The sequence below is a fragment of the Vibrio atlanticus genome (assembly GCF_024347315.1).
GTDB classification, from domain to species: Bacteria; Pseudomonadota; Gammaproteobacteria; order Enterobacterales; family Vibrionaceae; genus Vibrio; species Vibrio atlanticus.
In genome coordinates this window covers 1,242,504-1,257,410 of sequence record NZ_AP025461.1, presented here as the reverse complement: position 1 = coordinate 1,257,410, position 14,907 = coordinate 1,242,504, and the positions used below count along the sequence as shown (strand labels likewise).

Annotated in this window: 13 protein-coding genes; 4 read left to right on the top strand and 9 right to left on the bottom strand. The window is 43.3% G+C overall.

Annotated elements, in window-relative coordinates; translation table 11 throughout:
• Positions 1-97 precede the first annotated feature (97 nt).
• On the top strand, positions 98-451 hold the full coding sequence (locus OCV30_RS21330) for a hypothetical protein (RefSeq protein WP_065678416.1): 354 nt from the start codon (positions 98-100) through the stop codon (positions 449-451).
• A gap of 144 nt (positions 452-595) precedes the next feature.
• Here the strand turns inward: OCV30_RS21330 and OCV30_RS21325 are convergent, their stop codons facing one another.
• From OCV30_RS21325 to OCV30_RS21305, 5 genes are all read right to left on the bottom strand, one after another.
• Positions 596-1,492 carry a sigma-70 family RNA polymerase sigma factor gene (locus tag OCV30_RS21325; RefSeq protein ID WP_065678417.1) on the bottom strand — a complete coding sequence of 299 codons (897 nt, stop codon included), beginning with the start codon at positions 1,490-1,492 and terminating at the stop codon, positions 596-598.
• A 394-nt stretch (positions 1,493-1,886) separates the two neighbouring features.
• The gene (locus OCV30_RS21320; protein WP_009844988.1) at positions 1,887-2,219 is read right to left on the bottom strand and encodes an Hpt domain-containing protein; all 333 of its coding nucleotides are present in this window, start codon (positions 2,217-2,219) and stop codon (positions 1,887-1,889) included.
• Positions 2,213-3,802, bottom strand: a complete 1,590-nt coding sequence (locus OCV30_RS21315; RefSeq protein WP_065678418.1) for a response regulator — start codon at positions 3,800-3,802, stop codon at positions 2,213-2,215. Before OCV30_RS21315 ends, OCV30_RS21320 begins: the two co-directional genes overlap by 7 nt.
• A 287-nt stretch (positions 3,803-4,089) precedes the next feature.
• A complete protein-coding gene (locus OCV30_RS21310) occupies positions 4,090-5,640 on the bottom strand; it encodes a DHA2 family efflux MFS transporter permease subunit (protein WP_065112940.1) in 1,551 nt (516 codons plus the stop codon).
• 3 nt (positions 5,641-5,643) lie between these two features.
• Positions 5,644-6,708: an HlyD family secretion protein gene (locus OCV30_RS21305; protein WP_065678419.1), complete on the bottom strand. Its 1,065-nt coding sequence runs from the start codon at positions 6,706-6,708 to the stop codon at positions 5,644-5,646.
• A 127-nt stretch (positions 6,709-6,835) separates the two neighbouring features.
• On the opposite strand from OCV30_RS21305, the gene OCV30_RS21300 reads away from it, so the two are divergent.
• Complete coding sequence (locus OCV30_RS21300) at positions 6,836-7,738, top strand: LysR family transcriptional regulator (protein ID WP_065678420.1); 903 nt, start codon at positions 6,836-6,838, stop codon at positions 7,736-7,738.
• 106 nt (positions 7,739-7,844) lie between these two features.
• On the opposite strand, the gene OCV30_RS21295 is transcribed toward OCV30_RS21300, so the two are convergent.
• The 4 genes from OCV30_RS21295 to OCV30_RS21280 all read right to left on the bottom strand — a co-directional run bounded on the left by OCV30_RS21295 (position 7,845) and on the right by OCV30_RS21280 (position 13,187).
• A complete protein-coding gene (locus OCV30_RS21295; RefSeq protein WP_065678421.1) occupies positions 7,845-10,178 on the bottom strand; it encodes a glycoside hydrolase in 2,334 nt (777 codons plus the stop codon).
• A 144-nt stretch (positions 10,179-10,322) separates the two neighbouring features.
• Positions 10,323-11,153, bottom strand: a complete 831-nt coding sequence (locus tag OCV30_RS21290) for a DUF2861 family protein (RefSeq protein ID WP_065678422.1) — start codon at positions 11,151-11,153, stop codon at positions 10,323-10,325.
• Positions 11,150-11,800, bottom strand: a complete 651-nt coding sequence (locus tag OCV30_RS21285; RefSeq protein WP_065678423.1) for a response regulator transcription factor — start codon at positions 11,798-11,800, stop codon at positions 11,150-11,152. The genes OCV30_RS21290 and OCV30_RS21285 overlap by 4 nt, the downstream gene beginning before the upstream one ends.
• Complete coding sequence (locus tag OCV30_RS21280) at positions 11,778-13,187, bottom strand: ATP-binding protein (RefSeq protein WP_065678424.1); 1,410 nt, start codon at positions 13,185-13,187, stop codon at positions 11,778-11,780. Before OCV30_RS21280 ends, OCV30_RS21285 begins: the two co-directional genes overlap by 23 nt.
• A gap of 243 nt (positions 13,188-13,430) precedes the next feature.
• On the opposite strand from OCV30_RS21280, the gene OCV30_RS21275 reads away from it, so the two are divergent.
• Both OCV30_RS21275 and OCV30_RS21270 read left to right on the top strand, forming a co-directional pair.
• Complete coding sequence (locus tag OCV30_RS21275; protein ID WP_065678425.1) at positions 13,431-13,964, top strand: YbhB/YbcL family Raf kinase inhibitor-like protein; 534 nt, start codon at positions 13,431-13,433, stop codon at positions 13,962-13,964.
• 98 nt (positions 13,965-14,062) lie between these two features.
• Positions 14,063-14,842 carry a helix-turn-helix transcriptional regulator gene (locus OCV30_RS21270; RefSeq protein WP_065678426.1) on the top strand — a complete coding sequence of 260 codons (780 nt, stop codon included), beginning with the start codon at positions 14,063-14,065 and terminating at the stop codon, positions 14,840-14,842.
• Positions 14,843-14,907 lie beyond the last annotated feature (65 nt).

Genomic DNA, 14,907 nt, shown 5'->3' with positions numbered 1-14,907 from the left:
GTCTTTATAAGCTGCCCTTAAAAGCTAGCAACTAAAACTTGTGAATGGATAAAAATGTCCTTAATTATTAGAAGAGTTAATTAAAAGGAGGGGCGACATGTATCGATATGTCAGTTCGCCACAAGCGTCGAAATACATCGTACCACCACCTCAACATCGTGAGTTGTCGAGTGTGGATGTGCCTGAGTCTGAATTGGAGATGCGAGAAATTCTAAATAATTGGTTTACTGATGGTTTGGCTCCCATTATTCAAAGTGATGACGATTACATTGCGGCAAGCGATCAAGTTCGATTTGAGAAACTCAGCCGCACGGTTGGCATGTTATTGAGGAACAAAGACTATTACTTTGCCACTAAGCGTATCCTATCTTTGTGGGAGCAAGATTGCCTTGAAACCACCTATGTTAGTTACCTCATTCTACGCAGCGAAAGAGCCACTTCGTTAAGGTGATTCAACGCAGCCTGGGTTCGCTGAACATGATTGCTTGTTTTGAGAGCTATGATGACTCAAGTTTGCTAAGAAAGCAGGCAAACAAAAAGGGCAAGCTTTTGAGGCTCACCCTTGTGATTGTTCTTTAAATGTCTATTTAGCTATTTAGACCCAACCATCAAATTTCAGTCGTTTTTGAATCCTCTCGACCGCTTCTTTCTGCATCTGTCTAACTCGCTCATTAGAGACATTCACATCCAACATTTGTCCAACCTCAGACAGTGTTTTCACCTTGTTGTCGAAGAAACCAAAACGGTGAATAAGAACCTTCTGCAATTTAGGTGGCAGTGTGTTTATGATCTGCTCTAGCGCATGTGTAAATGATTGGTCTTCACAGTCTTGTTGAGGATCGGGGATGTATTCACTTTCGCACTGATCCAATACGAGTGGTGCGTGGCTGATACCAACCGTTGTTGTTACATCAATAAACCCGCTTAACGCGACCAGTTGATCGACACGTTTAGCTTTTACACCTGAGCTATTCGATAATTCTGAGATCGAGATTTCTTTACGCATTTTTTTGCTTACATCGAGCTTCTTTGATGCAAGGCTATTAATTTCTTTGCACACATGAGCAGGTAAGCGAACGGTACGACCTTTATTCATTAAGGCCGCTTCAATATTTTCGCGAATCCACCACACAGCATAAGTGGAAAAACGATAGCCGGGTTCTGGATCGTACTTATCGATGGCCTTGATTAAGCCAATATTCCCTTCTTCGATAAGGTCGAGCAGTGTGAAGTTGTTGCCTTTGCGTTTTAGATAACGTTTTGCGATTTTTACAACGAGGCGTAGATTCGATTCGATCATGATGTCACGTGCATGTTTGTCACCCGCACGATTCAACTTTGCGTAATACAATTCATCTTCACGCGATAACAGATCAATGCCCACGATATCCTTTAGATAGTGAGCGTAAGGTTCTGTAGCAGTAGTAAATGATTCTTTAATGGGAGTTTCATTCGTGAGCCCCTGAAACGCAGCAAAACTGTCATTGTTCATTTCCTTGTCCTTATCTAGCCGACTGAACGTTTTATTTATTTTATTATTATGTTACCAGGTGAATAACGCTTGGTTTCATTAAAGTGTAGGTAACAGTTTCTTCTTTACCAATAAATAAAATGCAATTTCGTATGTTTATGTCACAAAAAATTCTACAAATATTTAACTGTTTTGCATCTCATCGACTGTGTCGGTTTTTCGTTCAAGACATGTATGTAGGTGGTCTATAAAGTGTTGCTATGTTTGAGTTTATCTAGATAAATACCATGAATTTATAGGTGTGGATTAGCTATAAAATTGAGAGAGAAAATGACAAGAGTCGAGGTTCAATGTTTCCAAGTACCTCAACTCCTTTGGCTACTAAGTTTCACCACGTAACTCTTAGTTCTATCGACTAATAAGTGCTGAGCACATCATCGATTTGCTGATTGATGATTTTTACTTCGCTGTAGATAACCGAAAGGTCGTCCGTTTGAGGTGCTAGCTTATTGGATGTGTTTTGCTCGACTCTTTCTAAGGCCGCTGTAGCTGTTTCTTCGCCGAAGCTGGCTAATATGCCTTTTAATGTATGTACGATAAAATGAAGCTTGCCCCAATCTTGTTGCTGTACCAGTTCTTGTATCTCTTCTAATGAATTGCCATGGTCTTCTTGATACACAGACAATACAGCGAAGATTATTTCTCTGTCATTATCTAAGTAGGCATTTAAGGCATCGATATCTAGCATATAGACTCCTGTTGGCTGTATGTTGAAAATGGGCTAGGCGGCTTACTCGAAAAACCAGATCTTAATGAATCACTAATCCATTGATTCCATTTTGGAGGAAGTTCTAACTGTAAAATTTCTCTTAAATAGTCGTCGCTAAGTTTTTCATCTATATGAGCTTTATGAACGGCATATATATAGTCAAGTTTGGCGGCAACTGAATATGGGTAACTGTGAATATAGTCTTTTAATTCCTGTATTGACCCAAAGTTTTCAATGTTTATACAAGTTGAAGGGTCGACATTTTTGGACTCAAGTTTGTGGTTTACTGCTTCTCCACGAGATTTTAGACATTCCACTGCTAAGTGATAAAGAGAGTACTCCCCAAAATGGACGAGCAGTGGTAATAGTTGAGCGAGCAAGTAAGTTGGTTGGCTGTGGAAATTATTCGCTAACAGCGTTGAAGCTCTAATCACTTTTTTGTGGGCAACCTGAGGGCTATTTTCGATGAGCAAGATACTGCTCTGAAACAGGGCAAGGCTGGCCAAAACCTGCTGCTGTTGTTTTACCGGAAGTTTCAGGTTTACTAACTCGGTGAATTGGTTGGCGTGCTCAAGCAAAATACGTTTGTACTTTAGTTGCGTCTCGCGCTGATAAGTCGCTTTTAACGAATTAAAGTGCGCACAAATGGAGTGAATGACATCAATGTCAGCAGCTGAAATATGGGTAGCATACATCTCACCTAACTTTATGATCATACGTGTGTTGTCTGCGTTCTCAGCCAAGTCAATCGCCCTGATTGCACGATGGCTGATACTTGGTGTCATCTCAAATGCACGAATCGCTAATTTCAGAGCAGGAAGCAGCATCTTATGTTTTTCGTAGATACAGCTTAAGCAATCAATGACGCTCAATGAGAGTGGCTGCGCGATCAGAAAGTTGTGGAGCTTATCTATGGCTAGATCCTGTTTGCCTAAACTGTCGAGAATCAGAGCTTCAGCAACCAGTTTTGTCGGGTGCATGTTGGTTTTCGAGTTGTTAATGACGCTAGAGAGCAATTGCCAATTCTTACCTGAAATTAAATGTTCAATCAGTGTCGCTTCGAATTGAACGCTAGTGCCATTAGGCGAGACTGCTAATGCTTGAGCCAATTTATCCTGACTGGTGATTGGATATAACTCGTTCAGTTGTGTCAGCTTTTTCGAGACGGACACAGCACTTTGGATCTTTTTACCTAACCTCTGAGTATGAATCGGTTTAGAAACGAAATGGTGTGCCTCGCCTGACAGGGCAGTTAATACCGTTTCTTGACGCATATCCCCGGAGAGTAAAATTGTCGCAACCGTATGGTCGATGAGCCTATTTCGATACAGAATTCCTAATAGTTCAAAGCCCGTGAAGAATTGCTCTAGGTGGTAATCGATGAGGAGTACATGAAAAGAGTGAGTCTCGACCGCTTTAATTGCTTGTCGATAGTCGGTCGCAATAAAGATGCAATCATGTGCAATGCCCAAGCTCGAGAGTTGCTGCTTTATAAGAATAGTTGCACTCTTGGAGTCGTCGACAATTAAAACTCGTAGGTCAGGTGGTAAGGTCAAATCCATTTTCCTCAATACCAAATGTTATTTTTAATTTAGGCGTCAAGTTGCACATTGTCAAGGTGCCAATATCACAGGCAAACACTCAATAAACTATTGGTAATTAAGGAGTATTCGATAACATTTATGAAAGTCTTCAAACGCAGGTTACTTTTACCTGATTTTCGTTGGGTTATACGTGTTTTAGAAATAAAAAAGAGGCAAGCCGATAAGCTTACCTCTCAGTTTAATTGTTCGATTTTTATTCGAAATGTTGTTCTTTTCTTGAAGCTTTATTAAACAACACTCTAGCGCTAATCACGCATATTTAGAATCAATACTGCAGCTAAAGCCAAGAACGCCGTCATCATTAAGAACACATCGTTGTAAGCCATGATAGCGGCGTCACGTTGCATTGTGCCAAGTAGGCTAGCTTGTGCTTGTTGCATCGCCGTTGCGGCATCACTTCCTGATTGAATAAAGAACGCTTGTTGATCTTTGAGCGTTTGCCAACCCAATTGGCTAACTGAAGGCAGCGATTCTTTGATATGCGCCAAATGCTCGCGCGTTTTGTTGTCGAGCAGCGTAGCGATAATCGCGATGCTGAAAGCACCACCTAAGTTTCGCATCACGTTGGTTAACGTTGATGCGTCTGGCGTATCCATCTTGCTGATGTTCTTCATCGCAACCAAAGAGAGCGGAACCATGATAAACGGACTACCAATAGCACGCAGAACCATAGATAAAATCAGCTGTTGCCCGCCAAAATCAATCGTCATGTGCGTATTCACGTAACAACTGAAACCGAACATTGCGAAGCCAAAGGTCACCAAGTACTTAGGCTTAATGATCTGTGTTAGCTTAGGCACAATCGGGAATATCAGAAGCTGTGGGAAACCCATCCACATTAGCACTTCACCAATTTCCATCGCGTTATATTGCTGAATTTGAGTGAGATACATCGGCAGAACATAGATAGAGCCAAGCAATGCCATCCCTAGAATCAAATAGGCGATACAGGACATCGCAAACTGCCCATCCCGCAATAGGCGCAGGTTAACCAATGGCTTTTTGTGTTGCAGTTCGTTTATCACGAAGTAAACCAAGCTGACCGCCGAGACGATACTCAAGCCTATGATGAAGCTCGAACTGAACCACTCTTCACGGTTACCTTCTTCTAACACTACTTCTAGACAGCCCAATCCTAACGCCATGGTGGCGATACCAAACCAATCGGCTTTTTTCAGCGTGCCAAGGTCGAGCTTTTCATCATCCAAGCCATATCGGATCATGGTGATCACGAGCAGAGCGGGTGGGATATTGATATAGAAAATATAGTGCCACGAGAAGTTTTCGGTCAACCAGCCACCAAACGTTGGGCCAATTGATGGAGCAAAGGTCGCGGTTACGCCAAACAGTGCCATACCCACAGCACGTTTGTTAACAGGCAATAACTGAATCACTAACGAGAAAGCAAGCGGGATTAAAGCGCCACCACTGAAGCCTTGCATAGCTCGGAATACGATCATCGAGGTCATGTTCCAAGAGAACGAACACAACAAAGATGAAATGGTGAAAATGGCCGTCGTCCACGTGATATAACGGCGTTTGCCGAGCGCTTTAGAAAGCCAACCACTGAGTGGGATAGCGATCATCTCTGCGACAAGATAAGACGTAGAGATCCACGAGCTTTCATCTAAGGTGGCAGATAGCGCACCTTGAATATCTTTAAGAGACGAGTTGGTGATCTGAATATCCAAAATCGCCATGAACGCGCCAATCAAACCGCCAAATAGGGCGATCCAATGACGTCTTGAAACCTCGCCATCATCATTAGTGTGGGTGACAACACCAGCGTTACTCATGGTCTAGCCTCGTTTATCGATGGTCGCTACCACAGACAAACCAGGAAGCAGTCGACCTTTCAACTCTTGCTGATCTGGAATCGTAATTTTCACCGGTACACGCTGAACGATTTTAGTGAAGTTACCGGTCGCGTTTTCTGGTGGTAGGAGCGCAAACTTAGCGCCAGTCGCAGGGGAGAAGCTGTCTACCACGCCTTCAAGTGGTTGACCCGGAAAGGCATCCAGTTCCACCTCTACGGATTGACCTTTATGAATGCCGCTTAGCTGTGTCTCTTTGAAGTTAGCTTCGATCCACACTTGGTTGTTTGGTACCAAACTCATCAATGGCGCGCCTGCTTGAATCAACAAGCCTTCACGTACGCTGCGTTTGCCAATTACACCATCTGCTGGCGCGTAGACCTTGGTGTAATCAAGGTTAAGTTGAGCTTGATCTCTTTGCGCTTGAGCTTCAGTCACCGATGCGTTTGCTTGTTCTATCTCGCTAGCAATAACGGTTAATTGATCGTTGGTCGCAACGAGGTTTGCTTTTGCTTCTTCGAGATCTGCTTGAGTGACTTTTTGTTGTGCAGCCATGCTATCGACTTCATCTTGAGACGCGTAGTTACGTTTTAGTAAGCTACGAGAACGTACCACTTGCTGAATAGCACGTTCGTATTCAGCTTGTGCGGAATCGACACGGCTTTCTGCTTGGTTAATTTTGCTACGTTGTAATGTTTGTTGTGCCACTAGATTTTTTACGTCTGATTGCACCACGCTTAAATGGGCATTGGCCTGAGCGAGTGCTGACTGGTAATCACGGTCATCGATTTGAACCAACAAATCACCTTCTTTAACCGATTGGTTATCACTCACATAAGACTTAACGATATAGCCACTTACTTTAGGACTAATATTGGTAATGTCGCCTTGTAGGTAGGCGTTATCAGTAGATTCAAAGTACTGGCCATAGCCGTACCAATATCCAGCGCCAGCTAAACCCAATGACAGCATGATCGCAGTAGCAATAAGCGGTGCTTTTTTACGTTTTTTTGTGCTTACTGGTTGCGAAGCGTTGTTGTTCTCTGTCATTTCTTTTTTCTCATTTTGTCTTTGTTTAGATGTAACGAATTGTAAATGAATTCGATTGATTGATAAGATAGGAAAAAAGGGAAACACTGTTGCAAAAATCTGACTAATTGGTTTTGGGAGAAGTACGATGGACTTAAATGCTGTGACTGTTTTTACGCAAGTTGTTGATTGTGGTAGTTTTACGCATGCAGCTGAAGCATTGAATATGACCAAGTCGACTGTCAGCCGAAAGCTGGACGAGTTGGAACAGCATTTAGGTGTGAGATTGATCACTCGTTCGACACGAAGTTTAGTGTTAACACCGGAGGGCGAGCGTTTTTACCAATCGAGCATGCAGATGCAAGAGATTATGAACCAAGCAGAATTAGAAGTTTCAGCAAATCAAGACCTGATTCGTGGCCCTTTAAACGTGGTGCTCCCCGTAGAATTAGGCCACCAAGTATTAGCGCAATACATTCACAGTTTCTTAAAAGAACACCCGAATGTGACGATGAATTTAGAATTAACCAACCGCGAAGTCGATATAATCGCTGAGGGGATCGACCTTTACGCGCAAATTGGTGAGCTGGTGGATTCGAGTCTGGTTTCTCGATATCTCACGACTTCAAAAAGAACGCTTGTGGCGAGCCCTGAATATCTAGAACAGTTTGGAGAAATCAAAACACCCTCAGACTTAAAATCTCCATTTCGTCTGATTGAAGTGGTCAATAAAGCCGCTCGTTTACCTAAGTGGCATTTGCAGCTGGAGGGAGGCGAGTCGGTATTGATCGATTTACCTTATCAGTTGAGGGTAAATACGATTACAGCGTGTCTTACTGCTTGTGTGGATGGGCTTGGGTTAGCGGTATTACCAGAGTTTATTTGTAGAGAGCACTTTAAGACGGGTAGGTTAGTTCGCCTATTGCCAGAATATGAGATGCCGGAAGTTTCAGTAAGCTTGGTGTATGCTGACAGACAACTGATGCCCAAGCGCAAAAAGGTATTCATTGATTATCTACTCACGGCATTTCAAAGCCGCAAGCATGAGTAGCTTTTTTCTAACCACTCTTAAGTCGCGACACAAGTATTCAGTTCTTTAGTCCGAAATAGAAAGCTAAAGAACTGAAGAACTCACTAGCGAAACAATAAGAGTTCGATCAATTGAGCTCTGGTTTCCACTCTACGATTTGTCCATTACTTAATACGGCTTTGATAGACGTTGCCGCAACATCGACACCGTTTTGGTGAAACGCTTGTTCAGAGAAATTCGCGATGATCTTACTGCCATCATCAAACACGGTTTGTTGAACCTTACCGCTATTGTCTAACCATATGAAGTCGACTAATTGTTTATCCCATAGCTGCTCATGTATTGGCTCAAATCCATCTTGATAGTGCTTCAATGCCTCAAGCCTTGGGCTTGAGCTCGATAGCGCTTCATCTCGTGTTAAGTGAACCATCGCTGGCGTGTTGTAAAGCATGGCAGTCAAATCACGATAGGCTTTCACATTGGTGAATTTCAAGCTGTCTGAATGCCAGTGGTGGGTGTTAATCACTTCGTCATGAAATACGGTTTGGTATAGTGGAATTCGGTATTGAGGTGAAAACAGCAATGACTTGTAGGGGTCTTTGACCTTAGCGGACTTGAAGAAAAAGTCAGGTTTATGGTCTGGATACCAACGACCCAAGTAATAAGGTGACTTGCGGTTTTCTTTCATCTCTTTGTCTGACCAACCAAAGCCGACTGTTTCTAAGCCGTGTGCAAAAGCGATGCCTTTTGTCGTCAGGCTATTACCATCTTCAGAACCAAGCACCAAGTCTGGTTGATCGCTTAACCACTGCATTCGGTTATTGAAGGCAGAAAGCATATCCGTCTCACTGCTATTATCGCTGTAGTCCTCACGCGCCATCGCAGTCGCATCAACATCTAGGAACAGGCTATTGAAGTGACCAAAACGCATGATGTCTACGGCGCGCTGTTTTACATAATCCAAATGGCAATTCGGGTTCAAGTAAAAACCGTTTCCTCGAAACCCTTTTTTTAGGCTGCCATCCGCCATTTCAATCGCACAACTTTCACGCATCGGCTTTGGTAATTGTGCGGTTAGCCAGTTGTCATTGAGCTTCGCAGGAATGGCTGTGTTGTAGGAGTCATAGGTTCCAACCAGATAACCAGATTGTTTAGCCAGTTCTACTGCATTCGGTTGATAGAATGCTGGCATCCAGTTATCAAAACCTAACCAAAGCTTATTCAAGCCCGCTTTGTTTAGATTGTTGACCATGCCTGATGACAAGGCTTGTCCCCAAGTATCCGGTGCATTGAGATAAGAAGAGGCATGCTTAATCAACCAGCTTTTCTTGCTCTGAGCAGCGGTGTGTTGAGCTTTTATGGTGTTATCAGACAGTGTTGGCGTTGCAACAGGATACAAGCTTTGTAATGACTGGTTAATAGAGTCCAACAACAGTTGTTTGTGATACTGGCTAAACCAATCTTTGCCTTTAGACAGAGGGGATAACTCACGCTTCGCTTCACTTGAAATGTTTAATTGATAGTCCTCTAGATACCAAGCGTTTAATCCCCACCAGTCGCTCACATCTTGGATGCTTAATGGGTCTTTACCAAACAAGTAGACGTGGCTTGCGCCGATTAGCTTATTTATATCTGGATTACGCTTTTGCTTTTCGACAAGCGATTCAGAGAGACCATTTTCAATTCGCCAATCGCGATAGTGTTTGGCGCCATGTAACCAAGAGTCTCCAAGTGTTATCCGAACCGTAAAAGGCTGTGATTGATTCAGCGTTGTAAATTGGTGTGAAGCGCTCATATCAATCTTGGTCTTCTCATCAGAGGACGTATCCGACGATGCATCAGAAAAGAACAATTGGTTGTTGGTTGGGGTAATCATCTGATAACTGATGAATTGATCGTTTTGCTGTACAGTCCAAAAAGGCATTTTTAAGTCTTGAGTGGTGTTACTTCCTGAATGGTTGTCGACTAAGTAATTGGCCCATTGCTTGTTGTTGGTCGGTACGCGCATCCCCTCACTAAAGGGCAGAAATAGAGTCTGAGTTTGTTGTTCTGCTAGGTCAAACCAAACGAGTTCAATGGGTTGGTTTCGTTTTACTTGTGTGTTTTCAGGTAAGGTGAATTGGACAAGAAGATTATGTTCCTTCAACTCAGCTTCAACATTGATTCCACTCGGCATGAGTGTCCAAGATGCCTTGGTTTTTGAGTCTATGACTAGGTGAGTAACTTTTTGAGGTTGACGATCAACGGTCAAAGCAGTGCTATTAACACTTAAGCCATTCCAATCTATCGCTAATGTTTTTGTTGAAATCGACACTATGTGACTAGCGTTACTGTTACTGACGTGGTTTTTGTTGGTAAGAGTGACTTGATTATCTTGTGCGTTTGCCGAGAGCGCACAAGTCGTGAATAGAGCTGCAATAGCAAAAGACGTAAAATTAAGTTGATGACGAACGTTGACCATATCTAGATTCCGTAAAGGGTAAGTACGGTCATTACACCCAAATCGCGTTGGTGTTTTGTCACCTATATGTCTCTATTCGAAGCGCCATTAGCTTATTACAGGTTTTGCAGCTTGTTACGAATGTCTGTGAGATGCGAGCTTAACTTAGAAAGGCATCGCGACACGCTGTACATATTGGATTTCAATCGCACCTTGGTATTCAAACATTTCAACCGATGCACTCAAGTGTTTAGCTTCAGATCCGATTGGGCTTTCTGTAGGAAGAGATGCTTGCGTTGTTTTGATTGGCACCTTGAAACCTAGCATATCGTAGTTTTCGTCAAACCACTGCCAACTGACATTGGCGTCTGGGCAGCTGTCGATTATCTCAGGCGGTGTTACCACAATGTGAGGGTCGTTGAGTTTGCTTTCGAGTGTTAGCCACCGCTTGTTGTCGTCTAAAGCAACAATAATAGGGTAGTTGTTCGAATCTATCGTTAACTGATAAACGCCCGATTCCGGTTTGATGAACATCTCACTGGTTTCAATCTCTTGATATTCGACATCAGAATTGAGTTGTCCATCGATAACCACTTTTCCTTCTGGTGAAATCAAAGAGATGCTTCGTATTTGATCTTCTACTGCTTCATTCAACTGCTCTGCAGACACTTTAATCTGATAGCCTTGTGATGAAAGACCGTGGCGCTTGATAAAGCTCACTTGGATGTGGTTGTTGGGTGTAGCATTTTGTTCAAGAGTGCTTCCACATTGAGTTCGACTCAGTATTTCTTGTTTAACGGGCAGCCAAAGCTGACTATTAAGCTCTGCCTGATCAAGCGCGATTTGCAGTTCTTGCCATGCCACTTGCGGTTGATCATCGAGCAGTGATTGATAGGTGTGTTGCAATGGCGTGTCAGTAAACCAAGCCGCATTACACGCAAAGGGCAATGTAAAGGGTAATGTGCAGAACAGTGCTGTTAGAGAGCTTACTTTCATTGGGATTCCCCAGCCAAACGATAACCAACCCCACGATGCGTTTCTAGTTTCAGCGTTGGAAGCTTTTGACGTAAACGCAGTATGTGGTTATCAACGGTTCTTGTGCTTGGGAAGGCTTGATACCCCCAAATTTTATTGAGCAACTCATCTCGGTGAAACACACGACTTTGGTTCTGAACAAACAGTACCAATAGCTGAAACTCTTTAGGTTTCAACGTGATTGGATTTTCATCCAGATAAGCGATCCGTTCCGACAAGTTGATTTGGATATTTGCGTAATTTAAGTGGCTAACACCTAACGGCCGAAGCTGCGTAATGACTCTAGCAAGCAATTCATCGTTCGAAAATGGCTTAGTCACGTAATCCTTGGCACCTGCCATTAAACCTTCAACACGTTGTTGAACTTCAACTTTGGCGGTCAATACAATCACAGGTAGCGCTTTGATCAGTAACCAATTAGGCAAGTGTCGCAAGCTGTCGCCGTCTTCAAGTTGGCGATCAAGCACCACGAGATCGGCTCGTAACCACATCTTACCGGCACTCTGAGCATCTTGCACCCAAAGGCATTGATAACCATTGGACTCAAAGAAGCTGACGAGGCCTTGCCCAAGCAGTTGGTCGTCTTCAATCAGTAGTAGGGTGTTCATAAGCGATTTCCAAAATACATCGGGTTGGATTACGGAGAATGATGAGACGGCCATTCGCTTGTTTCATCAAGTGTTCGACAATAGTCAGGCCAATGCCCATATTATCTTGTTTGTGATTGGCGCACCGTGTTGTTCTTGAAATAAGTCGTTGTATCAAAGAGGGAAAGTGACCCTCATCTTGTACTTCTATTCTCAGTTTATCTGCGAGGATGACTTTAACTAAAACCTTACCTTGTCCATGCTGCTTAGCATTCTTGATTAAGTTATCAAGACAGATAGTCAGCCAGTAATAAGGCAGGTTAAGTTCAACATCTCTTGCTTCACACTGATAAGTAATATTGTGCTTTTCGCAGACATGGTCGAGCCACTCTTCCAATGATGCCTTTTGCTTCAACAAAGGCTCCGACTGATCCGAACTTAGATACACTTTGCTGTTTTCGGTGAGCTGAGAAAGCCTTTGATAGTCTGAAATTAAACGCCAAACTGCCCCTTGGATCTCATCGGGAAAATCATCGTAACGGTTTCTGAACATTTCGACGGTTAAGCCAAGGCTAGTAATTGGCGTGCGCAGTTCATGAGTAAGAAGCTGTAAAACGAACTGCCTCTCTTTTCGTTGTTTTGTTCTTAGGTACAAGACTCTGCCGAGCCCGGATAACAATGTAAACAGCAATGTAAAGATCAACGTTTTCATGATCAGGTTGTCGTTGCTAGGCTCGTTTAAGCACACGTTGCTGTAACGAAAAGAACAGCTTTCGGCTGACAAGGTCACTTCTTGTTGCTCGGCAATAGGCTTCCAAACCTTCGATGGAATTGCTTTCCAACCTTGCTCGCCACTTAACCAAAGCACATCGTCCTGTTGCCAAGCTCGGTATCCACTGAGCAGTGCTTCTCTGCCTTGTGCACTTAGGTTTTCTAGCTTGCTATATAAAGGGTGCTGAGGGTTGGTAAGACTCAAAAATGGGCGTATCTGCTCGGTCACATCTGGGTAAGCGGCTAAATAACGATCAGCGAAGCTACCACCAGCAGGGTGTCGTTTTGAGTGTGCCGTGAACCAGATTGAATCCAAGGGTTGTTGTTGACACACAGCGAGTTCGAATTCGATGGCATCGTTCAAAGAAGGGTTGGCATTTTCAATCGCTCGGCAGTGATCTTGTATCGAGGCGAGTGCGGCGATGTCTTCCCAACTGAATTGGTTGAAATCCGGGTAACGACTGCTTTCCTGAAGAAGTACTTTCGGGTATTGGGTTAACTCTTTCTGAGAAACTGAGATAGGAGACGATTGCCAGCTCAATTGATACAGAGTTTGCCACTTGTCTTGCAAACTTTGGGCATTGGCTAGCGTAGGGAGCCAAAAGGTTAAGCAAAGAGCCAATGTAAACCTGTGCATCCAATCATTCTCGTTAAAAGTCGTGGGGAGAGTCTAAAGAGTTTTGGACGCGATTTGTAACCTGAATGTCAACAAGTGTTCTTTTAACAACAAATTGTCGAGTGGGTCATGCTTTTAAATAATAAAGTAAAAATACAGTAAGTATCATTTGTTTGGGTTAAATTAGATAATTGTATACTTATTGTCATTGCTGGGCGTATGGAGGGAACTATACTGGACTCATACCTAATAAGAGGAACTATCATGAAACTCATCATCAAATCAGTATTAGCAATTAGTATTTTGGCGGCAAGCTCTGCTCAAGCGTTCGAATTAATCAGCAACGATATTCAAGAAGGTCACCCAATGGCGAAGACCTTTGAATACTCAAGTTGGGGCTGTGACGGCGGTAACCTATCACCACAATTGATGTGGAAAGATGCTCCAGCAGGAACCAAAAGCTTTGCAATCACGGCTTATGATCCAGATGCTCCGACAGAAAGTGGTTTTTGGCACTGGGTCGCGTTTGATATTCCAGCAACAGTGAGCGAGCTACCTCGCGGTGTCAATATCTCTAAAGTGGGTGGCAAAGAAGGCCGCATAGATTATGGAACGGTAGGTTTCGGTGGCGCTTGTCCTCCAGAAAAAGATGGTATGCACCGTTATCAATTCACGGTTTGGGCATTACCAACGGACAAACTTAACCTAGACGAAAACACGCCGTCGGCAGTGGTTGGATTCACGTTGAACAGCATGGCTTTAGACAAAGCGAAACTGACGGCAACTTATACACGTTAATAGCTTATGTACGTTAATAATTTATGTTCGTTAAAAGCTTATACACGTACATAATAAGCAAATAAGCAAATAAGCAAATAAGCAAATAAGGGGATGAGATGAATCAATATCAAGTGACGATCTTTCGTGCAGAGCAGTTACAAAAACTGCGTAATGTGAGGATTCTATCCCCTAGTATTATTCAGATCATTTCAGGCAGTAAGCGCCTGTTTTGGAAAGACTCAGCGGCAGAACTCTCACATTCTGAGCTGCTGTTGTGTGAGGCATCAGCGTCATTGAGTTTTGAGAACATGCCCCACAAAGGGCGTTTCCTTTCGCGTGTATTCAGTTTTCATTTCCAACCGACGCAAGCAATGCTCGCTCTGAGTGAGGATCGAGCAAATGAACTGGATTTACCCACTTTAGAGGCAGATCGAGGTTTGCAAGATTCGCTCAATGCGTTGTTTTCGTTTGATCGTCAGAGCATGAGTGAACAAACCCAACAATTTTGGTTGCAGGGTTTGTATCAGCAATTAGCCGAGAAGGGCGTGTTGCATCGATTGTTTATTAGCTCAAACGTTTCGTTTAGCCAGAAACTTAGCCACTACCTTTCGCATTCACCGGACGAGAAACATCCGTTAGAGTCGGTAGCAGAGCGCTTTGCGATGAGTCGCGCCACGCTTATCCGAAAGCTCAAACTGGAAGGTATGCAATATCGAGAGGTGTTGGCTGAAGTTCGGTTGAGTCACGCGCTTTATCTGATGCAAAACGGACAGCAGAATGTGGCGATGTTGGCCCAGTCTTGCGGTTATCAATCGGAAGGACGTTTTAGTCAGCGCTTTAAAGGAAAATTTGGTTTATCGCCTAGTGAATACATCAAGACAGTGGTCAGCAATTAAGTCGTAAGACGTATCGAGCAAAGTAAGCCTAGTTAATTACAGGTCATTGAATAATTAAATGAATA